The following is a 23,388-nucleotide window of genomic DNA, read 5'->3' as shown; positions in this document are numbered from 1 at the left end:
CGCGTGGGCTTCGCCCACACGAAGGTAAAAGACTGAAAATTCAATTAATATAATTTTGATTATGTCTTGATGGATACTTCTACAAGCTTACACAAACTTCTTGACGCTACCAGATTTCGGATAGCTACCGACAAGTTAGATGGAGTTTCTGGTGCTAATTCGTTTCCTGCTACTGAACAGCGTAGAATAGTGGTAGAATTTCCATCTATTTCAGATGCGATCTTCCATAACCTAAACGCTTTCAAATTTGATAGGTCTCATAAATAGCTTAATAAACTGTTCTTGCGCATCCTGAGCTTCCCAAACAACGGCATTTACAGCCTGACAAATGGGCAGTTCCACAGCATACTTGGCTGACAATAGAAGTAAAGCTTTAACTGTGGCAGCTCCTTCAGCTAATTTCTCAAAGGGATCCTGTCTAACAAAAGCCTCTCCAAAGCGCCGATTATGGCTATGCTTCGAAAACACGGTTGCCTCATAATCACCGAGATGCCCCAATCCATATACGGTCAGCTCATTCCCGCCCATGGCCTTGACTAAGCGGGCTATTTCTTTCGTACCTCTAGCCATTAAAGCACCTTTCAAGCTTGTATAACCTAATCCATCCAATATGCCTGCTGCAATGCCGATCACATTTTTCGCAGCAGCACCAATTTCATTGCCTAATACATCTTCCCCATAATAAAAGCGGATCGTTTCGCTTCCCAAGCTATCAACGATTAACTTCGTAACTTGACTATCCTCAGAATCAATCACCATACAGTTCGGAATGTCCTGCACAAAATCTTGCACATGACCTGGACCGACCCAGATGGCAACATGGACATACTGTTGAATTTCTTCCTTAAATACACGTGTAAGCCTTTCCCCGGAATTCATCTCAAGGCCTTTCATGCACAGTACAAAAGTCTTGTTTGTTAGGTTCATTAAATTTAGTTGCTTGGCAAATCCTCTAAGCTCTTGGGCGCTAATCGCGATAAAGATAAGTTCAGCAAATCCAATGGCATCCTCCAGGCTATTCGTTAACTGAATATTTTGTGGTAAAAGCAAATAATCATTCGTTCTCTTATATAACAGCTTTTGATAATTGAGGGATTCAGCTCTTCCCCATAACTTAACTTCATGTCCCTGATTATTGGCATACCAGGATAAAAATGATCCCCATCTTCCGCAGCCTAATACGGAAACATTCATCACATAGCACTTCCTTTACGTCAATCTGGTTCGTGAATACCTTCTATGTATGTCCATTAACATTATTCTCGAAAAAAGCTGGCTATCCTCTCGCTGCGCATTAAAACAATAAATCCGCCGATATGGCGGATGATAAGTTGACTATTTTTTGGACAACCACAAGCGATTTGATGTGCGGCCTCCCAGAAGAGGTCTGCCTACTTGCCTTTTTCTAGGCGCACCCGTGGGAATTTTACGGAGTGATGAGATACCTTTGGATGGCAAGGCTACAGGTCCAGTAGCATTACTCGCACTACGGATTGCGGTTAATGTGAGTGTAAAATTGGCAACAAGTAAGCCTATTCGAATGCCTCTAAATCCAACTCTTCTGCAAGAGCAGCCTGTATTCCAACACAAACGATATGGCGTCGAAGGAACTTGTGTGAAGAATTGCCCTGCCCAGCGGCGTCCGAACGCATCTTCAGCGTAATAGTAAAACGTTTGCCCGCCAACGAACCCACTCCAAACTTGTCTCGTTTGACCAGGGTCTACTCTATACCAACCTGTTTTGACAAAGGTGGTTGGTCGACAGAGTAAATTAAAGTATCCGAAGGAAATAAATAGGGCAGCATTCGTGGCGTTTCGGAAACTGAAACCCATTGTTCGTCACTTCCTATTCAATTATAGTAATCTTACAGGTTATACTATGAGATTACTGGAAATTGGAAAGGGACAAACGTCGGCTCTAATAAAATATCATCAAGTACTAGTTAAGGGTCAAAATGTAAACCTTGGGGATATCATCGAAAAGATATGACCTTCCGCGAATATCTCATCGCCTGACATATAATTCAGGTCAACCGTAATGGTCGACGAGAAAGCAATAAAGGCCGCCTATTTAGCGACCTTTCACTGTTTCGTGCTGCATTTCGTATTCCATATCTTTTTTTATTTTATCCGGCATTTTATCTGGCTTCGTGCCAAACCACTTCGTATACATCGATTCGTAAGTTCCGTCTTTGCTGACAGCCTCGATGCCTTTATTCACTTTACCGATATATTTATTGCGTTTCTTGCCAACGACCGCGTATCTCTCTTTGTTAAACGTTTCTCCTACCATTTTCACTTGTCCTTGCGCTTTGTCCTGCAGAAAATCATGGGCATTACGCTCATCGAAAATGGCGGCATCCACCGTATTGTTTTTTAATTCGTTGTAGACATCGGCAACATTGGAATAGCTCCGTATTTTAGCCCCTTGAATTTCACCTGCGTAGTTAAACGCTGTCGATCCATTCTTGGTTGCCACCACTTTTTGAGCTAAATCCTCCTTACCTTTAATTACACCGTTGTCGGTAGATGTCAAGACCACTAGCCCCGTTTGAAAATAAGGACTGGAATAGTCAAAATTGTTCTTACGGGCATTGCTGACCGTCATCCCGGCAATCGCTAGATCAACTGCGCCGGACTTTACACTCTTGAGCAATTCACCGTGCTCCATTGGTACTAGCTCATACTTAATATTCGCTTTTTGCGCGATCGCCTGCCATAAATCGACCTCGAAACCCTTCTTATCCCCGTTCTCCATATACGTGAACGGACGGAAGTTTTGTTCGATCCCGACTTTGACCGTTTCCTTTTTCCCACACCCTGAGGCAGCTAACAGAACCAACAGGACAGCTATTAGAACGATGCCCCGCTTGCTTCGAATTCCAACCATAGCTTGTATACCCTCCTTCTCATAACAACGGTATTATTTGTTAATTGATGAGAGGTTATACTTGGTTATTTACACAGAACTAAGGATACGTCGGTGCGATAACGCCCTCTTCGCTAGCTTCAACTTCTCCATTTAACTGGTCCGCATACGTTCGAATCAACGCATATTCATCTTTAAACTCGTCGTCTTGCTTCTGCTCAGCCGCTTGAAATTCCAGCCCCTTCTCATTATTAATCTGCATGCTGCCAACCCCTTCGTGTTATTGAGATTAGAGTTTCCTATCAAGGAATTGTTATCCTTTCTCCACAAAAGTTTTCCTTCTACTAGCAACAACTCCCCACGTATACTAGAGAGAGTACGAACTCTGAAGGAGGATATTGCAAATGATCGTAGCAGAACAAATTTATCAGTCGTATGGGATGGATAAGGAGTCATTCATCACTTTTATGAAAGAACGAAGTTCGCATACGGCTATTCAATCGCTCGGCATCGACTTCGTGGAACTGGCACCAGATCGAGTGGTGATGTCAATGCCGGTTGGACCTAGCACTCATCAGCCTGCTGGTATTTTACATGGCGGCGCCTCGGTTCTACTGGCGGAAACGGCAGCATCAATCGCTTCAGAGATTAATATCACCGATAAAGAGAAATATGCGGCGGTTGGACTTGAAATCAATGCGAATCACCTTAAAAGCAAAAGAGACGGCATTGTAACAGCCGTTGCCACGCCTATTCACATTGGCCGCAAAACGATGGTTTGGGAAATTCGCATCTCCGATGAGAAAAGCCAACTCATTTGCATTTCACGCTGTACAGTCGCTATCATTGAGAAAAAATAACAAAAAACAGCCCAGACAATGCGTCTCGGGCTGTTTAATCATTATGTAGTTTTACTCTTCTGCGTATATCATCTTAACCGTCATCCCGCCGTCAATGGTAAGATTCTGACCCGTAATGAAACCCGCTTTCTCATCGGCTAGGTATAGACAAGCAGCGGCTATATCTTCTGGTTTGCCGACTCTGCCAACGGGATGTTGTTTTTTATCCACATCAGAGTGAACAATGCTATCCTTAACAGCCGGATAGTGCCAATCTCGAACCTCAATCCATCCCGGTGAAATGGCGTTGACGCGAATGCCATATTCGCCTAAGCTAATAGCCATCGCATGCGTTAGCGCAGAGATGCCGCCTTTTGAAGCTGAGTAGGCCTCTGTGTTTGGCTCTGACATGAATGCCCGTGTAGATGAGATATTGATGATGGCGCCGCCTCGACCCTTCTCCTTCATCACACGTGCCGCGGCTTGTGAACATATAAAAGCTCCGCCTAAGTTAACTGAGATGACCCGCAGGAATTGTTCGCTCGTCAGATCAAGCACATCAGTATTATGCATAATCCCCGCATTATTAACAAGAACGTCAATTCCGCCTAAATCAGTGATCGTGCGCTCCATCCAATGCCTAACGTCATCTTCCTTCGAAACATCGACCTTCGTGAAAACAACATTCTCCGAATAGGAATGCAAGAGCTTAATCGTCTCCAAACCGGCATCTTCATGAATATCCGCTATTGAAACACCGTATCCTTCTTGGGCAAAAGCTAGTGCAATGGCACGTCCGATGCCATGGCCTGCACCTGTGATTGCTGCCACTTTTCGCATAATCATCACCTCATCTGCTTTTTTCATCATTTTACCATAACTGATTTGATCAAACCTGTGTAACTGCCTGTGAAAAGGATTAACAAGAGAAGGAAGTTGAGCATGTGACATGGAATTACTTCCTTGATCAAGCAAAAACTTAATTTGAAGTGCTGCTCAAATATGACAAGCTATACGACTGATTTTAGAACGTTTACTGCCCGCGATGGCGCAAAACTGCCTTACCGACATTTCGAAGGACCCTCCGATATTGTGCTCATTTTTTTGCATGGCATTACAGAACCAAGCCTCTATTTACGTGAATTAGGAGAGTGGCTGCAAGCCGTTCGAAGAAACAAAGCCTGACCTTAAAAACCAGCAGATATAAAAAAAATGACATGAAGTTCCCCGTAGGAATTCAAGTCATTTGGATATATATGAACTACGTGTTAGTTATAGGTTATTTTCAAACCTAATTCAACTGCACGGTTTAGAGCAGCTTCAGAGAATTTAGGTTTCTTGTATTTTTGTTCAAACTCTTCCTTTACTAGCGGCATCCACTTAAAATCTTTATTCTGATAGATCCATGTTTTCGTTCCCCAGTCCACGTGGATGGTCCGATTCGTTACTTTTTTGATGACGCCAATTTCAACGATAAAACCGGTTTTGCCAAATAATTTGGCACAGTATTTGTTAAGCATTTCGCTCACGATGACACCCCATTTCTCTATACCTTCGCTCTATTCTCTTATAAAATGCTTGTTAATGCAACCTTGGCAGGTCTGGTGCTACGCAAAAAAGGCACCAAAGATGGTGCCGATCTAGCATTAAACATCAACCTGAAATTTCATTGGATCGGAGAGAATAAAGGATTGCTGCTGCAACTTCCACCGAAGAATCCTGATCTTGATACTCTTCGCCGAATGATGAACCAAACAATTTATTGATCTCTTTACAAAGGGTGTGCGCATCTAAATCTGAAAGGTGTTTCGTTATATAAATCGTTAGCGTACGCGTTTCACCATCATATTCATCTTCATGACCATGCATCTCTAAAAGCCCGATAGGGTCCCATGCATCAAACTGTTGTTTGACAATCTCCATAATGGGTGTCGGATCATAAGGAAGAGAGTTCAAGTAGGTATTTTCTTTCATAATCTCTCTTTTAATACTCCACATCAGATAATTCATTTTTGTTTGCTCGGATACAGCTCTAAACTTCAATGGATAAGCCTCCTTTATTGGACGCTCTCTTGCTTCTCTGTCATCAACTTGTCAGACTCTGTCATCAGTTTGGCAGATCGTTCAATTATCGCCCCATTGAAGTTTAGCATTTTCCCTGTCCCTTGAGCAATACATGCCATTGGATGCTCGGCAAGAAACACAGGTACGCCTAATTCTTGCTGAAGACGCTTGTCCAACCCTTCGAGCAACGCGCCGCCACCACAAAGCAGAATGCCCTGCTCCATAACATCGCCAGCTAACTCAGGAGGACATTTCTCCATGGCAAGTCGGATGCACTCCACAATCGAAATCATAAAATCATCGAAAATTTCATAAATCTCTGTGGAAGAAATCGTTATGCTTCGTGGCAATCCTTCCATCAAGTCTCGTCCTCGAATGTCCATCGTGATTTCCTTCGCAGGTTTTATGACGGTTGCGACGTTTTTCTTGATTTCCTCTGCCGTACGTTCACCAATAACCATATTGTAGGCGCGTTTCACATATTCAATAATATCCTGGTCAATAGACATGCCTCCACGGCGAATCGCCTCACTTACGACAATGCCGCCAAGTGAGATAATCGCAACTTGACTCGTTCCTCCGCCAATGTCAAGAACCATGCTGCCAATGGGTTCTTCGACAGGAAGACCTGCTCCCATCGCTGCCGCTAGCGGCTCTTCCACGGTTGTTGACCGCCTCGCTCCTTTATGAACGATCATCTCCTCAACGGCCCGCTTCTGCACATTCGTAATGCCGCATGGAACTGAAATCAGAACGTGAAAGCTACGGAACCAATTGTAACCTTTTCTGATTTTGCCAATAAAATATTTAAGCATCGCTAAGGTCATATCAAAATTAGCAATAACGCCATCCTTTAACGGATAAATGACCTCCACATTAGCGGGTGTTCTCCCAATCATATCATAGGCTTCTTGGCCAATAGCTTTGATTTCCCCTGTATCTGTTTGAATGGCGACTACGGACGGCTCTTGCAGAACAATACCTTTTTTTTGCTGGTAAATTAGCGTATTACAGGTGCCCAAATCTACACCAAACAGTTCTTCCAATCTCTTTAACATGACTCGCTCCTTCTCGCTGTTTATTAGACGATGCCCCTAGTAGCGTGTGTATTTAAATGATTATGACTAACTGCATCTGTATACTTGTTCGCATTGCCAAGCCATTCTACGGGGGTATACCAAAAAACACCATGCCTTCAACAACCAAAATTACAATAAGGAAACTACATGGTCGAAACGCTCATTTTCGGAGAAAGTAGCGTCCTGTAGTTCCCTTCCACCTTTGTTCGCAGCATATTTCTTGGCGCCATTCATTCTTGGTAGGAGTAAAATCCCTGTCCCGATTTACGCCCTAATCGACCTGCTTTCACATATTTACGCAGCAGCGGACATGGCCGATACTTGGAGTCCTTAAAACCATCGTATAGAATTTCCATGATCGAAAGACATGTATCCAGTCCAATAAAATCCGCGAGCTCTAGCGGTCCCATCGGATGATTCATGCCGAGCTTCATCACTTTATCCACGGATTCAATGGAAGCTACGCCTTCATATACGGTGAAAATGGCTTCATTAATCATCGGCATCAGGATACGATTAGAAACAAAGCCTGGGAAATCATTCACTTCAACCGGAGTTTTTCCCATATGCTGACTCAGCTCGTAAACAACTTCGAACACTTCCTGGGACGTCTCCAACCCTCGGATCACTTCAACCAAAGGCATGACCGGTACTGGATTCATGAAATGCATGCCGATAACTTTCTCTGGCCGACCCGTAACGGCTGCAATTTCCGATATAGGAAGTGATGACGTATTCGTCGCCAAAATCGTATGAGGCGGGCAAAGGCCATCCAGCCTATGGAACAGCAAAACCTTCAGCGCCATATTTTCAGAAATGGCTTCTATAACTAGATCTGCTTGCTCTGCAAGCTCTACAAACTCAGTTGGCTGTATGCGGCTAATGATTTCTGACATCCCTTCTGGCGTCAGTTTGCCTTTTTCAACATTTCGGCCCAACTGTTTGTTGATCGCGAGCATGCCCCTGTTCAGAAATTCAAGGGATGAATCGTGCAGCAGCACCTGGAAGCCTGAAGCAGCAGCCACCAGAGCGATCCCGCTCCCCATTTGTCCAGCGCCAATGACCATGATGGTCTGTATGTTCATAGTCCCGCTCCCCTCCATCCTATTCAACCATCCACGCGTATGAGAATGGCATCGCCTTGCGCAGCCCCGCTGCAAATAGCAGCTATTCCGTACCCGCCCCCGCTTCTTCGCAGCTCATGAATTAAAGTAAGCAGAATCCGCGCACCGCTTGCGCCAATGGGATGACCGAGTGCAATAGCTCCCCCGCCAACGTTAACGAGTTCCGGATTCCATCCAAGTAATTGTTCGCTGGTCAACAAGACGGCAGCGAAGGCTTCATTCACTTCAAATCGGCTGATTTGATCCAGCTTTATGCCAGTTTGCCTTAAAAGCTTCTGAATCGAGAGTGCTGGCGTTATCGCAATGTACGGCGCTCTTTCCCCAACACTCGCAGACCCAACAATCGTTGCTAACGGGCTCATGCCGTGGGCCAACGCCTTTTCCTTTGACATCACGACCATCGCCGCCGCCCCGTCGTTAACGCTAGGGGCATTTCCCGCTGTAATCGTTCCGCCTTTCACTAGTGCTGGCAATGCGGCAAGCTTCTCCATGCTCGTATCCGTTCGCGGACCTTCGTCTTGATCAATCCGTTTCGTTCCATGCTTCGATTGCACAACAATAGGCGCAATTTCTTCCGCTAAGTAGCCTTTCTTCCTCGCTTCAATCGCCAAAACATGACTGCGAAGCGCCCATTCGTCCTGCCCCTCACGGCTTAAGCCGAACTCTCCGGCAACGTTGCTGCCATGAACGAACATTTGGACGTGTTCAAATGGACATAGCAATCCGTCATGAACCATCAAATCAATGGTTGTCTGATTCCCCATACGCGCTCCCCAACGGGTGCTAGGCAGTAAGAAAGGAGCGCTGCTCATGCTCTCCATCCCGCCGGCAGCAATGGCTTCTGCATCGCCAGAACGAATCATCTGATCAGCAAGTGTTACACTTCGCAGTCCCGATGCACATACTTTATTGATCGTTTCTGCGGTAACGCTCCAGTCCAGACCCGCTAAGCGCGCAGCCTGACGTGCGGGATTTTGCCCTGCTCCCCCTTGCAGAACCATCCCCATGATAACAGCCTCAATCTCAGACGGTTCAAGTGAGGAACGCTGAATCGCCTCTCGGATTGCCGTACCGCCAAGCTCGACTGCCGGGACATCCTTTAAACCGCCGCCAAACTTCCCAAACGGTGTGCGAGCACCTCCAACAATGACACTTTCCCTCATACGTTATTCCTCCTAAGGTGAAAGCCTCAGTAGATCACAGTTTCCTGATCGTATTTCTCTAAATAATGCTTGACTCGCTGCAAAAAACGACCGCAAATCAAGCCATCGAGAATACGATGATCAAACGATAGACAGACAGAGACCATCGATCTGATCGCGATCATTTCTTGAATCACAACAGGTTTTCGAACAATTTTCTCAAATGTGAGCATAGCCGCTTGCGGGTGTTGAATAATGGGATAAGAAAGCATTGAGCCAAAGGCTCCGGTATTATTAAAAGTAAACGTACCGCCTTGCATATCCGACAGCCGCAAGGCACCAGCCTTAGCTCGTTTGACCAGATCATACAGCTCAAACGCCAAGCCAGCGATGGACTTGCGGTCTGCGTGTTGGATGACAGGCGCAATCACAGCATCTTCTGAGCCAATTGCGATGGAGACATTCATATTTCTTTTAACAGCAATGCCTTGAGGGGTCCATGATGCGTTCATTAGCGGGAACTCCTTTAAAGCGTTCACGATCCCTTTTATCACAAAGGGTGAGATCGTTAGTGGCACTCCTTCTTTCAATAAAAAGGTGTCCTTCAGCCTTTGCCGGAGCGCGACTAGATGACTAACGTCCACCTCGATCATCAGCCAAGCATGGGGAATTTCGGTGACACTTTGCTGCATACGAGAAGCAATCGTTTGTCGCATTGGGCTTACAGCCAGCATTTGATCGCCAGGGAGCACTGCTCCAAATTCCTCGTTTTGCGCCATGTCCACCCTCCTCTACAATTCCGCTAGTTGGCGCATCGCATCTTTCACGGTATCCACATTTGGCAGATAAAACTTCTCGAGTGTCGGCGCCATCCCAACAGGGGGAACGTCCGGAGGGCAGCAGCGCATGATGGGAGCATCCAATTCATACAACAGGTGTTCAGCCAACATAGCCGATATCTCTGCACCAATTCCGCCCGTTTTGTTATCCTCATGGACAATTAGAATCTTTCCAGTTTTCGCTGCCGCTTCAAAAATAGCCGTTTTATCAAGAGGATGAAGCGTTCGCAGATCAAGAAGCTGTGTGCTGACCCCCTCTAAATCAAGCTCAGCCGCTGCTTTCAAGGCATGATGCACAGATAGTCCATAAGCAATAACGGTAATATCTGTACCTTCGCGCCGGGTCACCGCTTTGCCAATCGGCACGACATAATCATCCGCAGGAACTTCATCTGATACAGAGAGATAACATTTTTTATGCTCGAAAAAGAGGACTGGATCTTCGTCTCTGATCGCTGCTTTCAATAATCCTTTGGCATCATAGGCCGTAGACGGTGCAACAATCTTGAGACCCGGTGTACCAAAAAACACCGATTCGGGACATTGTGAATGGTACAGGCCCCCACCGCCTGTTGCGCCGTAAGGTGCGCGAATCACGATCGGGCAATGCCAGTCGTTATTAGAGCGATACCGGATTTTTGCGGCTTCGCTAATGATTTGGTTTACAGCTGGGAAAATGAAATCAGCAAATTGGATTTCGGCAATCGGCCTCATCCCGACCATCGCCGCTCCAATTGCAACTCCCACGATAGCTGATTCCGAAAGCGGTGTATCGAGCATCCGCAGCTCGCCGAACTTATCGCGCATGCCTTTCGTTGCGTTCAGGACACCCCCTTTGCCGATATCTTCGCCTAATACAAAAACGCAATCATCCCGCTCCAATTCCTCTGCCATCGCTGAACGTATAGCCTCCAAATAGGTTATGATTGGCATCTCACACATCACCCCCATCTTCCGCATATACATGCCGCAGCGCGTCCTCTGGTGCTGGATATGGCGATTTTTCAGCGTATTTGGTGGCTTCATTCACTTCTTTGGCAATATTCTCTTGCAAAGCGCGATCCAAATCCTCACTGAGCACGTCACTTTCCAGCAAATAACGCCGGAACCGCTGAACGCCGTCCTGTTCTTTATGGTACTCAACTTCTTCCTTCGTCCTATAAAGCATATCGTCATCTGCTGTGGAATGAGGCGGAATTCTGTACATCATTGCTTCAATCAACGTTGGACCATACCCACGCACAGCACGCTCTCGCGCTTCTTTCACCGCACGATACACTTCCAGGGCATCATTGCCGTCAACACGCTGTCCGGGAAAACCGTACCCGGCGGCACGATCAACGACACGACCGGCAACCTGTCGATGCGCAGGAATAGAGATCGCATATTGATTGTTTTCGCACAGGAAAATCACAGGCAGCTTGAAAACGCCAGCGAAATTGAAAGCTTCATGCACATCTCCCTGATTACTCGAGCCTTCACCGAAAGTCACGAAAGCAATATGCTCCTCCTTCCTCATCAAAGCCGTGAGTGCAATACCAACCGCATGAAGAACTTGCGTAGCTACTGGGCTTGAACCAGATACGATATGGAGCTTTTTGTTTCCGAAATGTCCAGGCATTTGCCTGCCGCCGTTGATATCCTCCGCTTTAAACAGCGCAGCTAACAGCAGCTCCTGGACCGTCATGCCTATCGTTAGCACAAAAGCATAATCTCTGTAATAAGGAAGAAAATAGTCCTGTTGTTTATCCAATGCGAACGCCGCCGCCACTTGTGCCGCTTCTTGACCGATGCTGGAAATGTGAAATGCCGTTTTACCAGATCTTTGCAGCAGTGTAGCGCGTTCATCAAATTTTCTTGCTTTCAGCATGTAAGAATACATCTTCAGCACGTCATCGTCCGTTAAACCTAGCTGTTGATGTTTGAGAATGTGCTGAGAAGACATCGCCATTCCTCCTCTTCTGCTCTTTACATGTTCCTGCGATATTGCCCGCCAACCTGATAAAGCGCACGTGTAATTTGCCCAAGACTCGCAACTTTGACTGTTTCCATCAATTCCGCAAAAATATTTCCGCCTGATAGCGCCACTTCTTGAAGCTTCTGCAGAGCCGTTGGAGCAGCCTGTTGATTCCGTCCAAGAAATTCATGAAGATGGATAATTTGTTGATCTTTCTCTGCTGTTGATGCTCGAGCAAGCGGAATATCCATGTCCCCTGCAGGTGGATTTGGATTCAGGAACGTATTGACGCCAATGATCGGCAAGTCCCCTTGATGTTTTTTCATTTCATAGAGCATAGATTCATTCTGAATTTTACCCCTCTGATACTGCGTCTCCATGGCACCGAGCACACCGCCACGATCACTTATGCGCTCTAACTCTTGCAGGACAGCCTCCTCGACCAGATCTGTCAATTCCTCGATGATAAATGAGCCCTGCAGCATGTTTTCGTTTTTAATAAAACCAAGCTCTTTCGTAATGATTAGCTGAATCGCCATCGCTCGACGAACAGACTCCTCCGTAGGTGTCGTTACAGCCTCATCATAGGAATTCGTATGCAACGAATTACAGTTGTCCAGCAGTGCCATCAATGCCTGAAGGGTCGTGCGAATGTCATTAAAATCCATTTCCTGCGCATGTAGAGAACGCCCTGAAGTTTGAATGTGATATTTCAGCTTCTGACTGCGGTCGTTCCCGCCATACTTGTATTTCATAGCCGTAGCCCATATGCGGCGCGCAACTCGCCCGATGACCGTATATTCCGGATCTAGCCCATTGCTGAAAAAGAAAGAAAGATTCGGCGCAAAGTCATCAATCGACATCCCACGGGACAAATAATACTCCACATAAGTGAAACCATTCGCCAGTGTAAAAGCGAGCTGTGAAATCGGGTTCGCCCCAGCCTCCGCGATATGATAACCCGAGATGGAAACCGAATAGTAATTCCGCACTTCCTGATTGATAAAATACTGTTGAATATCGCCCATCATGCGAAGCGCAAATTCTGTGGAAAAAATACAGGTATTCTGTCCCTGATCCTCCTTCAAAATATCCGCTTGCACCGTTCCTCTAACGGATTTCAGCGTTGCCCTGCGAATTTCGTCTGCCTCATCCCTTGTAGGCGCTTTTCTTCTTTTCTGCGCGAAGCGTTCGATCTGATCGTCCATCGCTGTGTTCATATACATCGCCAAAATAATTGGCGCAGGCCCATTAATCGTCATGGAAACAGACGTCATTGGATCGCATAGATCGAAGCCGGCATACAGCTTCTTCATATCGTCCAACGTACAGATACTGACGCCGCTTTCGCCGATTTTGCCATAAATATCTTGACGTTCGTCAGGATCCTCCCCGTACAACGTGACAGAGTCAAAGGCTGTGCTTAGACGTTTGGCTTGATCATTTTTGGATAAATAATGGAATCTCAGATTCGTTCGTTCTGGCGTGCCCTCTCCTGCGAACTGACGTTTGGGGTCTTCTGCTGTACGCTTAAAAGGAAATACGCCTGCGGTATACGGAAATTCACCTGGCACATTTTCTCGGTACAGCCATCGAATTATATCGCCAGTATCTCGATACTTAGGTAAGCTGATCTTTGGGATTTCCAATCCAGATAAGCTTGTGGTGGTGAGTTCCGTCACGATTTCCTTCTCCCGAACACGCGTAATGAACGTCTTACCGTTGTATTGTTTCTGACGTTCAGGCCACTGCGCCAGCATTCGGAGCGTATCTTTATGCATTTGGTTCTCTAAGCTCAACTTGATAGCTTGCAGCGTAGCTATGCTTTCATCTGGAGCTTGCACTTGCCTTGTGGAAGCAATAGCTCCATCCAACCGATAACAGGAGCTCGCCAGATCCGCCTCTTTTTCGGCAAAAGTATGATAGGACCGGATGCTCTGAGCGATTTCACCTAAATAACGCGTACGATCCACCGGTATAATAACATGCGTTTTCGTATGAGCCTTTGGCGCGAAGCCATCCATTGGCCATTGCAATGAGCACTTGCGGTTCAACGTATCGATAAGTGCCTTGAATAACGTATCCACACCAATATCGTTAAATTGACTAGCCATCGTACCATAGACAGGCATTGTTTCATAAGGCTCAGAGAATCTGCTGTGATTTCGCTGCACCTGCTTCTTCACATCCCGAAGAGCATCCTCTGACCCTCGCCGGTCGAATTTATTAATCGCCACCAAATCTGCGTAATCAAGCATATCGATCTTCTCTAATTGCGATGGCGCGCCGAATTCACTAGTCATCACATAGAGGGATACATCCGCGAGGTTTGCAATCTGGTGGTCTCCTTGACCAATTCCGCTCGTTTCGACGAGGATTAGATCAAAGCCCGCTTGCTGCAGAACAGCAATAGCGGGGCTAAGCGCAGCGGATAACTCATTACCCGATCCGCGAGTAGCCATACTGCGCATATACACGCGATCGGAATGGACAGCATTCATGCGTATCCGATCCCCAAGCAAAGCTCCTCCGCTTCGCTGTTTGGTCGGGTCAACCGACAGAATTGCTATTGTCTTATCCGGATATTGCCGCAGGAAACGCTGGACGATTTCATCCGTTAAGGAGCTTTTACCCGCTCCTCCTGTGCCAGTAATTCCAACAATCGGGCAAGCCGGTACCTGTGCCTGCAAATTGGCCTGACTTTCAAGAAGGCTGCCTGCTGCGATATCACATGCGAGTTCAGCCGCTGTAATTCGCTGCGCAAGTAATCTATGAGCTTTCCCTGATTCGGTGCCGCTAGCTCCCCCATCAACAGAAACCGTACAGAAATCGCATTCCTGCATCATGTAGGAAATCATCCCTTGAAGCCCTAGTTCCCTGCCATCATCTGGCGAAAAAAGGCGTGCAACGCCATACTCGTGCAGCCGTTTGATCTCCGATGGCAGGATGACGCCGCCCCCTCCACCGAAAACTTTGATGCTGGAGGCCCCTTTTTCACGCAGCAAATCGATCATATAGGTAAAGAATTCAACATGCCCGCCTTGATAAGAGGATACGGCAATGCCTTGAACATCCTCCTGAATCGCTGCCTGCACAATCTCTTGTACCGACCGGTTATGGCCAAGATGAATAACTTCCGCTCCGCTAGCTTGCAGAATCCGCCGCATAATCGTGATGGACACATCATGCCCGTCGAACAAAGCGGAAGCAGTGACGAATCGCACTTTATGATTCCCTGATGACACCGCTGAACCTCCTCTCCTCAGATGACGGATGTGCACAAAAACCCCACCGACATTAGGATATCAGTGAGGCCTAGCCCTTTTCAGGCAAAACGGTTTTGGCAATTTTTCCATCTAGCGCTTCATAATCGAAATAACGAATCGTCTCGTACAACTCGCTGCGTGTTTGCATTTGGCTTAGAGATTGTTTCTGCGTGCCAGTCATCTGAATCTCCTCAAACACCATCTCCACCGCCTTGGCCGCTACACGCAGGGAAGTGACCGGGTAAATAACCATACGAAATCCCCAGCTTTCAAACTGCTGTGCCGTAAAATACGGCGTTCTACCGAACTCTGTCATATTCGCCAGCAATGGACAGCTTAACTCTTGACTGAATCTAAGGAATTCCTCTTCCTTCTCAAGTGCTTCTGGGAAAATAGCATCTGCTCCTGCCGCCACATATTGCTTCGCCCTCTCGATCGCTGCGTTCATGCCTTCCACACTTTTGGCATCCGTGCGGGCAATCAGGTATAACGAAGGGGAAACGGCCTTGATTGTTTGGATTTTTTGCATCATTTCCTCAGCGGAAATCAGCTTTTTCCCGTTCAAATGCCCGCATTTCTTCGGCATTTCTTGATCTTCCATTTGAACGGCTGCGACTTTGGCTTCCACCATCTCCTTCGCCGTTCGCGCTGCGTTCAGAACACCCCCGAAGCCGGTGTCAATATCAACGAGCAGAGGAAGACCTGAAGCGCGAACCAGCTCACGGGCTCGCTCTGCCACCTCGGTTGAGTAGATGAGGCCCAAATCCGGCAGCCCTCTGCTTGCTGTATATGCGGCTCCAGAAAGATAAATGGCTTCAAATTGGGCTTGCTTGGCTATAAGAGCTGCCATTCCATCGTGCGCGCCGGGAATTTTGACAATTGGACCCGCTTCGACAAGTTGACGAAAACGGACGGCTAGCTGCCTTTGATCAGGTTCTTCTTCAATGAGCCATGCCATAGGAACCTCCTGCATGATCATGCCATGCTTTATGTTTCAATTTTCATACCACCGGTCAAATAACAAAAAGCGAAATGAACTCCTGACATGGCGTCTGAATGAAACGCTCATAATCGAGAGTAAGGTTCAAAATGTCGACCGATTTTTTCCTAGGAAAGCGGGTCATAAGGTTAGTCTCAAATTTCTCTATCACCTTAGGCAGTCCTTCCGCACGCCGCCTGCGATGGCCGATCGGGTATTCACAGATAATCTTCTCGGTTGAGGTGCCGTCCTGAAAATGAATTTGGACGGCATTCGCGATCGAGCGTTTGTCCGGGTCCAGATAATCCTTACTGTATTGCTCGTCTTCGGTGACGATCATCTTCGCCCTGAGCGCATCAATTCGCGGGTCTTTCGCGAAGCTTTCTTCATAATGCTCCGCCGTAAGTGTCCCGTATATCAGCCCAATAGCAACCATGTATTGCAAACAATGATCCCGATCCGCCGGATTAGACAAAGGTCCTTTTTTATCAATGATCCGGATGGCGGACTGATGAGTTGTAAGCGTGATAGACTTAATTTCCTCTATACGTTCATTTATTAACGGATGCAGCTCAAGCGCGCATTCAACAGCTGTCTGCGCATGAAACTCGGCAGGGAATGAGATTTTGAATAAAATATGCTCCATCACATAGGAACCGAGCTCTCGCCCTAAGGTTAGCTCTTTACCTCGGAATAACACATCTTGGAAGCCCCACGTTTTGGCCGAAAGCGCGGTTGCATACCCCATTTCGCCGCCGACAGCCATGAAGGCCAGACGCACGGCGCGACTTGTCGCATCCCCGGCAGCCCAAGACTTACGAGACCCTGTATTAGGTGAATGCCTGTAAGTTCTTAAGCTGGCTCCATCAATCCAGGCATTCGATAACGCGCTGCACACCTCCGCTTTCGTTCCGCCAAGCATGGCAGTCGCCACAGCAGTTGACGCTATTTTAACAAGATGAACATGATCTAACCCTACACGATTTAAGCTATTTTCTAGCGCCAGTACGCCTTGAATCTCATGCGCCTTAATGCACATTGTGAGGATATCCTTCACATAGAGCGGCAGTTTACCAACTGCCACCCTGCAGCGGCTAATATAGTCGGCAAGCGCCAAAATACAGCCTAGATTATCGGAAGGATGCCCCCATTCAGCAGCTAACCACGTATCGTTATAATCAAGCCAACGGATCATACACCCGATATTGAATGCGGCATGCACAGGGTCCAATTCGTACCGGGTACCCGGTACTCGGGCGCCTCCTGGCAAAATTGCTCCTGGCACAATCGGGCCCAAATGCTTCACGCACTCCGGGAAACGCAGCGCAAGCAAGCCGGTCCCCATGGAATCCAATACCACATGCTGCGCAATGCGATACGCTTCTTCACTTTCGATGTGCGCATTTAACGTATAATCGGCTATTTCTTCAATTAACGGGTCAAAAGTCAACTCCTTATCAGCGAAGTTCTCATATTCGCTCATGCACAATGTCGTCCTTTCTGGCAAATTACTTTCCAGCGCTCAAGGATGTAAATTGCGAGGTCCTGTGTACTGTACACGAGGCCGGAAAAGCCGATTATTCGCGTGCTGCTCCATCACGTGGCTGCTGACGCCAATCGTACGGGCAGCGAGAAATACCGGGGTAAATAATTCAATCGGAATGCCAAGCAAATAATAGACGGGAGCCGCATAATAGTCCAGGTTCGGGTGCAGATTCTTCTCGCGCTTCATGACTTCTTCACCAACTACACACATGGTGTACAGCTCAGGTTGATTTTTCTCTAGCGCAAGCGCGGCTAATGCATCCTTCATTAACAGTGCGCGTGGATCGGCTTTTTTCATATAAACCCGATGGCCGAAGCCCATAATGCGTTCCTTCCGAGCTAGTTTGCTTAACATGAGTGTTTCGAGATTACCTTCCGTGCCTGCCTCAAGCAGCATCTCCATAACAGCTTCATTAGCGCCTCCGTGCAGCGTTCCTTTCAACGAGGCAACTGCTCCGGTAAGCGCGCCGTACAGATCGGACTGCGTCGAAGCAATCACCCTTGCCGCGAATGTCGAATTCGGCATTTCATGCTCACTGTAGACGATGAGAGACTGGTCAAAGATATCCTCTTCCATCTTCGTAGGCACCTGACCCGTAATCATGTACAAAAAATTAGCTGAATAGGATAGGTCTTTACGCGGTTCTAAGAACGTTTGTTTGGTCTTGGCTTGATACCCATTTGCTACAATCTGCGGTACCTTTGCCAGCAATCTGATCGCTTTTCGTGTATTTGCCTCCTTAGAACGATCTTCAAGCTCGTTATCGTAGCTAGCCAAAGCTGAAATCCCTGTCCGCAACACATCCATAAGATTGGCTTGATCTGGCAATAAACGAAGGATAGAACAAATGTTCGGAGGCAAACCATATTCATCTTTAATTCTCTCTTCAAACGACGCCCGTTCATCTTCATCAGGCAGCAATCCGTCAAGCAATAGCCCTGCAACATCTAGATAGGTAACATGCTGCGCAAGCTCGATGAGATCATAACCGCGAACAACAATTTCTTCTTTCTCAACATCTAGATAGGAAATCCCCGTCTCACTTGCAATCACATTTTCCAGTCCAGGGTGATAGCTGTTACTCATCTCATCGCTCCCTTTCCTCTCCGCCTGCCGCGTCTAGTCGGCAAGCAGCATGCGAGAAATCACAATACGCTGAATTTCATTCGTCCCTTCATAGATCTGTGTGACCTTGGCGTCGCGCATATACCGTTCAACCGGATAATCTTTCGTGTAGCCATAACCTCCGAAAATTTGAACAGCTTCAATACTGACTGCTACAGCTGTATCACTAGCAAAAAGCTTCGCTATGGCAGCCTCCTTCCCATACGGCAAACCTCTGCTTTCCCTCCATGCTGCTTGATAAGTCAGCAGTCTGGCTGCTTCAATCTTTGTCGCCATATCAGCAAGTTTAAAAGCAATAGCCTGCTGCTCACCGATCGGCTTTCCGAACTGCTTGCGCTGCTTCGCATAGGCAATGGAAGCCTCCATCGCCGCCTGGGCAATCCCAAGCGCTTGCGCGGCAATACCGATTCGCCCGCCATCCAGGCTTCGCATGGCAATTCGGAAGCCTTCCCCCTCCACGCCGAGCAAATTACCCGCAGGCACGCGGCAATTCTCAAATCGCAGCTCGAGTGTTGGCGAAGAGCGAATGCCCAGTTTTTTCTCCTTGTGGCCGAAAATAAAGCCTTCGGTCCCTTTCTCCACAAGGAATGCGCTGCATCCTCGCTTCTTGTTCTGTAGATCCGTCATGGCAAAAACGATATAGACGTCCGCTTCCCCGCCATTTGTGACAAATAGCTTGGAACCATTGAGCACATGGCTGTCACCGTCTAAGGCAGCTGTTGTTTTCATCGCTCCCGCATCAGAGCCTGATCCGCTTTCTGTTAAGCTGTAAGCACCCAACTTCTTTCCTTGAGCTAGCGGCCGCAAAAATGTTATTTTCTGGGCTTCCGTCCCGTACTTGGCGATCGCCCAAGAGACTAACGACGTATGGACGGAAAGCATCACGCCGGTAGAAGCACAAGCCTTCGAGAGCTCCTCTACCACAATGGCATATGTCAAGAAATCGGAACCTATTCCCCCATACGCTTCAGGCCACGGGATTCCTGTCAGACCAAGCTCCCCCATTTTATCGAACAAGGTACGATCAAATCGCTCTTCTTCATCCCTTTGAGCAGCCGTAGGTTCAATTTCTTTTTTGGCAAAATCCCGCACCATAGCACGAATCATATTCTGTTCATCCGTTAAGGACAGTTCCATATGACCGCCTCCTTCGACATGATAGCTATTCCTGTATGCTTGGCCGAGGATAAGATCGGTGATTTGCATCCGAATGGGACAAGTTGTAACCGTTTTCAATAACATGTTTTATATATACACGTCACGCTGAAGGCTTATACCTGACAGGCTATGAAATAACGCCACACGAAAAAAACACCGCCATTTAGCGGTGTTTGTTCTTATTCTTATCTTTATCGTAATTTAATGGGCATTCCGCTTACGGAAGACTCCAATGCTGCTAAGGTTATACGCAACGTAACAGCCGCGTCGGCGTAATCTGTCAAAATTCGTGACCGATCCCCCGTTTTGATCGCATGTAAGAAGGCATCCGTCTCTACTGCATAAGGATTGAGGAGGTTCTTATACTCCGTTGTTTGTTTACCTTCATGATTCTTTAAGTACCGATTTTGTTCAATTTCCAAAACACCTTTATCTGTAAACAGTTCCAATCCTGCACGATGACCGAAAGGCAGCATACATGTATTCGTGATGGACGCAACTGCGCCACCTGCGAGCTTCAAAGTCACAGCTCCGACATCAGCGACTTCAACGCCGTCGTGCTTCGTGTGCATGTGGCGCTGCGCATAAACCGCATACACTTCTTCTACCTCGCCAACCAAGTAGCGAACCAAATCCACAATGTGTGTCGTTTGTTCGATAAATTGACCGCCTGAGCCACTTTGCTTACGCCACCAATGAACGCCTGGCATATCTCCTAGCCAACTGCCAACCGCCATTCCGACCTTGCGGGTTTCCAGCAGCTCTTTGGCCTTTTGTACCGTGTCCGTATATCGGATATGATAACCAACAGAGGTGATGATATCCCTGTTTGTCACCTGCTCTTGGATGCGATTCACAGTTTCCATGTCCAACCCTATTGGTTTTTCAATCAGGAATGGGATATTTCGCGCTACGATTGCATCTTCAATTATACCATGCGCCATAGGCGGTACACTTATGTATACAGCATCTGGTTTAACCGTATCCAGCATCTGCTCGATCTCGTCAAAAGCTAGCGCGCCAGCAAATTTCTGCGCGATCTTCTCTGCCTTGGGCAGCGAAGTTCCTAGAAAAGCAACAACTTGCGCATCCTCCCTGGCAGCTAGCAAGCTTGCGTGCTTCTCAGCAAACCATCCCGTTCCGGCAATTGCAATTTTCAACATGTGATATGTGCCTCCTAGTGGTTCAAATTAGCATAGATTTCCATAAGACAAGTATATACGCAGATGCCAATCTTTTCTCTAGTAATTTTTTCTGATAAAATTTGTTTCATACTGTTAGTAATTGTAGTGATTTGGGTATATGATAATGAAGTCTCTGTCGATTTTGGAAAGATCTTTCAAGGCCATTTGGCCAAAAGTATGGTTTAATGGATGTATCATGTTTTGAAAATTCCCTGAAAGGTAATTACGACCATGAAAACTGCCTCATTTCTTTATCCGAAAGACAAAGTAGCCTTTATTAGGTCATCCTCTTCCATGAAGGAAGCAATGGAACAATTAGAGCAGCACTATTATACAGCACTTCCCATCGTTGATGAAGCAGGCAAATACGTTGGAACACTTTCCGAAGGCGACCTCTTGTGGACGCTCAAAAATAAACCGGGTGTTTCCTTCGACAACATGGATGAGATTCCTGTAAGCAGTATTAAAAAGCATATTCGCAACGAATGTGTCTCCATTGATGCCTTTATGGAAGATATGCTGGCTAAGGCAGCCGATCAGAATTTTGTTCCCGTCGTTGATGACAAGCAAATTTTTCTAGGTATTATTCGCCGCAAAGATATTATCGCCTACTATATGAATAACATTACGGACTAAAAAATAGGCTGTCTCAAAAAGTTCAAAAAAGAGGCGCTCCCTCGATTATTGAATGATTTGGGGTAGCCTCTTTTTTTATGGAGCCGAATCGATTAGTGGGAAAAACTCCCTTTATTTCAAGCAAGTCTCCGCTAGATTAACCTAATAACTGGAAAAATTCCCGATAATTCTCTCCTCTAACCTGTTTCCAAGCTCAATCGTCCGTATTAACAGGAGAAATTCCATTTAGTCAAGCCTATTGCTGTATAATTCAATTATTTAGTGGTAGTATTTCCAGTTCCATCTAAAGAGGCGCTCCCAAAAGTTCAAAAAGCGGCCTATTCGAACGTTATTTAGCCCCTATCTCACCGATCGTAGCATGCCCTCTTTCTAGCTGAGCAGCCATCGTCTGGACTCGGCTAATTCGGAAGGATTGCCAGAAAGATATGGCATATACAATCATAGCCGTAGTGAACCAACCCTTCACGCCGAAACGAGCCATAATGACACCGCCTAACAACGGGCCTAATAAGCACCCGAGGAACATCCAAGCATTCACCATGGCAAAAGTCTGACCTTCCATCCCTCGGCGAACTAATTTTCTCACCTGCGACTGGATATTCGGCATCATACAGGCTACGCACAGCCCCAGTAGAAAACGGCAGCCAAGTATGAGCGGATATAGATGCGTGAATGCTTGCACCAAACATAGGAAAAACGCCGTCGACGTAGCTATTTTCAGCAGCATTAAGGGACCAACCCGATCGGAAAGCCTCCCAAGTATTGGCGAAAAGATAATAACTGCACATGAGGTCGCCGATAAAGTAATTCCTAGAAGCCACTGGCTATTTAAAAAAGAAAACACGTGAGTGGACTGACGCACATAGTATGGCAGGATCGGATTCGTCCCTACAAAGGCAAAATTCACACATAAAGCGCTGAGCAGTAAAGACGGCAGTGGCTTCGTCTGCCAAATCTGCTGCCAATCGGCTAGAAGCGTCCCTTTTGGACTCGAAACTTCGCCTCTCTCCTGCGTTTTATCTTTCACGAACAACCAAACACATACAGTCGCGAGTAAAATAAAAACACTCATGGCTGGATAAGCACCTCTTACAGATAGAAAGGAAAGCAAGGATGAAGCGATCAGCGGTCCGATTAGTGACCCTGTCTCGCCCATCATTTGTAATTTACCTGCTGATACGCCGACTTTCTGATCTGGAGCGCCGATCAGGACAAGCACCATCGTAAACGGCAGAATGCCGGTAAAGCAGCCTTGCAATAATCGCAGCAAAGCTAATTGCCATGGCTCCGCGGCAAGGGGCATTGACGCTGTAATAATCGCCATGCCGAAACCGGACCAAAGCATAACTGGTTTTCGACCATACCGATCCCCGATACGACCCAGAAAAGGAATCGCAACCATCATCGCAACAAAGTTGGCGGAGAATATCACACCTGACCATATGTACAGCGAGTCTCCGCCAACATGACCGAATAGATGAAGAAACCCAGGGAGCAACGGAATAAACATGCCGTGTGCTGTTGAAACAAGCAGTTGAACGGTTAGCAAAGCAGCAAACTGCTTTCTCCACGGCTCCATCA

Annotated in this window: 23 protein-coding genes; 3 read left to right on the top strand and 20 right to left on the bottom strand. The window is 46.9% G+C overall.

Going from position 1 to position 23,388, the window contains the following annotated elements; translation table 11 throughout:
* Positions 1-231: 231 nt before the first annotated feature.
* From AC58UW_RS31775 to AC58UW_RS31760, 4 genes are all read right to left on the bottom strand, one after another.
* A complete protein-coding gene (locus tag AC58UW_RS31775; protein ID WP_497424507.1) occupies positions 232-1,194 on the bottom strand; it encodes an NAD(P)H-dependent glycerol-3-phosphate dehydrogenase in 963 nt (320 codons plus the stop codon).
* A gap of 141 nt (positions 1,195-1,335) precedes the next feature.
* Positions 1,336-1,833: a DUF1036 domain-containing protein gene (locus AC58UW_RS31770; RefSeq protein ID WP_497424506.1), complete on the bottom strand. Its 498-nt coding sequence runs from the start codon at positions 1,831-1,833 to the stop codon at positions 1,336-1,338.
* Positions 1,834-2,071: 238 nt separating this feature from the next.
* Positions 2,072-2,890: a substrate-binding periplasmic protein gene (locus tag AC58UW_RS31765; RefSeq protein WP_497424505.1), complete on the bottom strand. Its 819-nt coding sequence runs from the start codon at positions 2,888-2,890 to the stop codon at positions 2,072-2,074.
* 79 nt (positions 2,891-2,969) lie between these two features.
* Positions 2,970-3,131 (bottom strand): hypothetical protein, encoded by a 162-nt coding sequence (locus AC58UW_RS31760; RefSeq protein ID WP_497424504.1) that lies wholly within the window; start codon positions 3,129-3,131, stop codon positions 2,970-2,972.
* A 205-nt stretch (positions 3,132-3,336) separates the two neighbouring features.
* Between AC58UW_RS31760 and AC58UW_RS31755 the strand changes: the two genes are divergently transcribed.
* Complete coding sequence (locus AC58UW_RS31755; RefSeq protein WP_497424509.1) at positions 3,337-3,729, top strand: PaaI family thioesterase; 393 nt, start codon at positions 3,337-3,339, stop codon at positions 3,727-3,729.
* 51 nt (positions 3,730-3,780) lie between these two features.
* Here AC58UW_RS31755 and AC58UW_RS31750 read toward each other — a convergent pair whose 3' ends face one another.
* A complete protein-coding gene (locus AC58UW_RS31750) occupies positions 3,781-4,659 on the bottom strand; it encodes a glucose 1-dehydrogenase (protein WP_497424503.1) in 879 nt (292 codons plus the stop codon).
* A gap of 12 nt (positions 4,660-4,671) precedes the next feature.
* On the opposite strand from AC58UW_RS31750, the gene AC58UW_RS31745 reads away from it, so the two are divergent.
* Entirely contained in the window at positions 4,672-4,893 is a 222-nt protein-coding gene (locus AC58UW_RS31745) for a hypothetical protein (protein WP_497424502.1), read from the top strand.
* A gap of 83 nt (positions 4,894-4,976) precedes the next feature.
* Here the strand turns inward: AC58UW_RS31745 and AC58UW_RS31740 are convergent, their stop codons facing one another.
* The 14 genes from AC58UW_RS31740 to AC58UW_RS31675 all read right to left on the bottom strand — a co-directional run bounded on the left by AC58UW_RS31740 (position 4,977) and on the right by AC58UW_RS31675 (position 21,150).
* A complete protein-coding gene (locus AC58UW_RS31740) occupies positions 4,977-5,237 on the bottom strand; it encodes a hypothetical protein (protein ID WP_497424501.1) in 261 nt (86 codons plus the stop codon).
* A 124-nt stretch (positions 5,238-5,361) separates the two neighbouring features.
* Positions 5,362-5,751 carry a hypothetical protein gene (locus tag AC58UW_RS31735; protein ID WP_497424500.1) on the bottom strand — a complete coding sequence of 130 codons (390 nt, stop codon included), beginning with the start codon at positions 5,749-5,751 and terminating at the stop codon, positions 5,362-5,364.
* Positions 5,752-5,765: 14 nt separating this feature from the next.
* On the bottom strand, positions 5,766-6,830 hold the full coding sequence (locus AC58UW_RS31730) for a rod shape-determining protein (protein WP_497424499.1): 1,065 nt from the start codon (positions 6,828-6,830) through the stop codon (positions 5,766-5,768).
* Positions 6,831-7,081: 251 nt separating this feature from the next.
* Complete coding sequence (locus AC58UW_RS31725) at positions 7,082-7,936, bottom strand: 3-hydroxybutyryl-CoA dehydrogenase (RefSeq protein ID WP_497424498.1); 855 nt, start codon at positions 7,934-7,936, stop codon at positions 7,082-7,084.
* Between the two features lie 23 nt (positions 7,937-7,959).
* Positions 7,960-9,138 (bottom strand): acetyl-CoA C-acetyltransferase, encoded by a 1,179-nt coding sequence (locus tag AC58UW_RS31720; protein WP_497424497.1) that lies wholly within the window; start codon positions 9,136-9,138, stop codon positions 7,960-7,962.
* Positions 9,139-9,164: 26 nt separating this feature from the next.
* Positions 9,165-9,896, bottom strand: coding sequence for a dihydrolipoamide acetyltransferase family protein (locus tag AC58UW_RS31715; protein ID WP_497424496.1), 732 nt, complete (start codon positions 9,894-9,896; stop codon positions 9,165-9,167).
* Between the two features lie 12 nt (positions 9,897-9,908).
* Positions 9,909-10,889 carry an alpha-ketoacid dehydrogenase subunit beta gene (locus AC58UW_RS31710; protein ID WP_497424495.1) on the bottom strand — a complete coding sequence of 327 codons (981 nt, stop codon included), beginning with the start codon at positions 10,887-10,889 and terminating at the stop codon, positions 9,909-9,911.
* 1 nt (position 10,890) lies between these two features.
* Positions 10,891-11,901 carry a thiamine pyrophosphate-dependent dehydrogenase E1 component subunit alpha gene (locus AC58UW_RS31705; RefSeq protein ID WP_497424494.1) on the bottom strand — a complete coding sequence of 337 codons (1,011 nt, stop codon included), beginning with the start codon at positions 11,899-11,901 and terminating at the stop codon, positions 10,891-10,893.
* Positions 11,902-11,924: 23 nt separating this feature from the next.
* On the bottom strand, positions 11,925-15,158 hold the full coding sequence (gene icmF / locus AC58UW_RS31700; RefSeq protein WP_497424493.1) for a fused isobutyryl-CoA mutase/GTPase IcmF: 3,234 nt from the start codon (positions 15,156-15,158) through the stop codon (positions 11,925-11,927).
* A gap of 70 nt (positions 15,159-15,228) precedes the next feature.
* Positions 15,229-16,137, bottom strand: coding sequence for a methylisocitrate lyase (gene prpB, locus AC58UW_RS31695; RefSeq protein WP_497424492.1), 909 nt, complete (start codon positions 16,135-16,137; stop codon positions 15,229-15,231).
* Between the two features lie 55 nt (positions 16,138-16,192).
* Complete coding sequence (locus AC58UW_RS31690) at positions 16,193-17,641, bottom strand: bifunctional 2-methylcitrate dehydratase/aconitate hydratase (RefSeq protein WP_497424491.1); 1,449 nt, start codon at positions 17,639-17,641, stop codon at positions 16,193-16,195.
* Positions 17,642-17,680: 39 nt separating this feature from the next.
* Positions 17,681-18,790, bottom strand: a complete 1,110-nt coding sequence (mmgD, locus tag AC58UW_RS31685) for a citrate synthase (protein ID WP_497424490.1) — start codon at positions 18,788-18,790, stop codon at positions 17,681-17,683.
* Positions 18,791-18,823: 33 nt separating this feature from the next.
* A complete protein-coding gene (locus AC58UW_RS31680) occupies positions 18,824-19,966 on the bottom strand; it encodes an acyl-CoA dehydrogenase (RefSeq protein ID WP_497424489.1) in 1,143 nt (380 codons plus the stop codon).
* 212 nt (positions 19,967-20,178) lie between these two features.
* Positions 20,179-21,150, bottom strand: coding sequence for a Gfo/Idh/MocA family protein (locus tag AC58UW_RS31675; protein WP_497424488.1), 972 nt, complete (start codon positions 21,148-21,150; stop codon positions 20,179-20,181).
* 252 nt (positions 21,151-21,402) lie between these two features.
* On the opposite strand from AC58UW_RS31675, the gene AC58UW_RS31670 reads away from it, so the two are divergent.
* The gene (locus AC58UW_RS31670; RefSeq protein ID WP_497424487.1) at positions 21,403-21,807 is read left to right on the top strand and encodes a CBS domain-containing protein; all 405 of its coding nucleotides are present in this window, start codon (positions 21,403-21,405) and stop codon (positions 21,805-21,807) included.
* A 328-nt stretch (positions 21,808-22,135) separates the two neighbouring features.
* Here the strand turns inward: AC58UW_RS31670 and AC58UW_RS31665 are convergent, their stop codons facing one another.
* Positions 22,136-23,386 carry an MFS transporter gene (locus AC58UW_RS31665; RefSeq protein WP_497424486.1) on the bottom strand — a complete coding sequence of 417 codons (1,251 nt, stop codon included), beginning with the start codon at positions 23,384-23,386 and terminating at the stop codon, positions 22,136-22,138.
* Between the last annotated feature and the right edge of the window lie 2 nt (positions 23,387-23,388).

Source organism: Paenibacillus sp. J22R160 (genome assembly GCF_059692135.1).
Note: the sequence above shows the minus strand (reverse complement) of the source record. Positions and strands in the feature narration are given on the sequence as shown.

Excerpts from the sequence above, each read along its gene's own strand:
- AC58UW_RS31720 (WP_497424497.1), bottom strand. The coding sequence starts at position 9,138 with ATGAGGGAAAGTGTCATTGTTGGAGGTGCTCGCACACCGTTTGGGAAG.
- mmgD (WP_497424490.1), bottom strand. The coding sequence starts at position 18,790 with ATGAGTAACAGCTATCACCCTGGACTGGAAAATGTGATTGCAAGTGAG.
- AC58UW_RS31675 (WP_497424488.1), bottom strand. The coding sequence starts at position 21,150 with ATGTTGAAAATTGCAATTGCCGGAACGGGATGGTTTGCTGAGAAGCAC.
- AC58UW_RS31670 (WP_497424487.1), top strand. The coding sequence starts at position 21,403 with ATGAAAACTGCCTCATTTCTTTATCCGAAAGACAAAGTAGCCTTTATT.
- AC58UW_RS31775 (WP_497424507.1), bottom strand. The coding sequence starts at position 1,194 with ATGAATGTTTCCGTATTAGGCTGCGGAAGATGGGGATCATTTTTATCC.
- AC58UW_RS31690 (WP_497424491.1), bottom strand. The coding sequence starts at position 17,641 with ATGAGCGAATATGAGAACTTCGCTGATAAGGAGTTGACTTTTGACCCG.
- AC58UW_RS31770 (WP_497424506.1), bottom strand. The coding sequence starts at position 1,833 with ATGGGTTTCAGTTTCCGAAACGCCACGAATGCTGCCCTATTTATTTCC.
- AC58UW_RS31680 (WP_497424489.1), bottom strand. The coding sequence starts at position 19,966 with ATGGAACTGTCCTTAACGGATGAACAGAATATGATTCGTGCTATGGTG.
- AC58UW_RS31705 (WP_497424494.1), bottom strand. The coding sequence starts at position 11,901 with ATGTCTTCTCAGCACATTCTCAAACATCAACAGCTAGGTTTAACGGAC.
- AC58UW_RS31765 (WP_497424505.1), bottom strand. The coding sequence starts at position 2,890 with ATGGTTGGAATTCGAAGCAAGCGGGGCATCGTTCTAATAGCTGTCCTG.
- AC58UW_RS31725 (WP_497424498.1), bottom strand. The coding sequence starts at position 7,936 with ATGAACATACAGACCATCATGGTCATTGGCGCTGGACAAATGGGGAGC.
- AC58UW_RS31750 (WP_497424503.1), bottom strand. The coding sequence starts at position 4,659 with ATGTCACATGCTCAACTTCCTTCTCTTGTTAATCCTTTTCACAGGCAG.
- AC58UW_RS31755 (WP_497424509.1), top strand. The coding sequence starts at position 3,337 with ATGAAAGAACGAAGTTCGCATACGGCTATTCAATCGCTCGGCATCGAC.
- AC58UW_RS31760 (WP_497424504.1), bottom strand. The coding sequence starts at position 3,131 with ATGCAGATTAATAATGAGAAGGGGCTGGAATTTCAAGCGGCTGAGCAG.
- AC58UW_RS31710 (WP_497424495.1), bottom strand. The coding sequence starts at position 10,889 with ATGCCAATCATAACCTATTTGGAGGCTATACGTTCAGCGATGGCAGAG.
- AC58UW_RS31665 (WP_497424486.1), bottom strand. The coding sequence starts at position 23,386 with ATGGAGCCGTGGAGAAAGCAGTTTGCTGCTTTGCTAACCGTTCAACTG.
- prpB (WP_497424492.1), bottom strand. The coding sequence starts at position 16,137 with ATGGCATGGCTCATTGAAGAAGAACCTGATCAAAGGCAGCTAGCCGTC.
- AC58UW_RS31730 (WP_497424499.1), bottom strand. The coding sequence starts at position 6,830 with ATGTTAAAGAGATTGGAAGAACTGTTTGGTGTAGATTTGGGCACCTGT.
- AC58UW_RS31715 (WP_497424496.1), bottom strand. The coding sequence starts at position 9,896 with ATGGCGCAAAACGAGGAATTTGGAGCAGTGCTCCCTGGCGATCAAATG.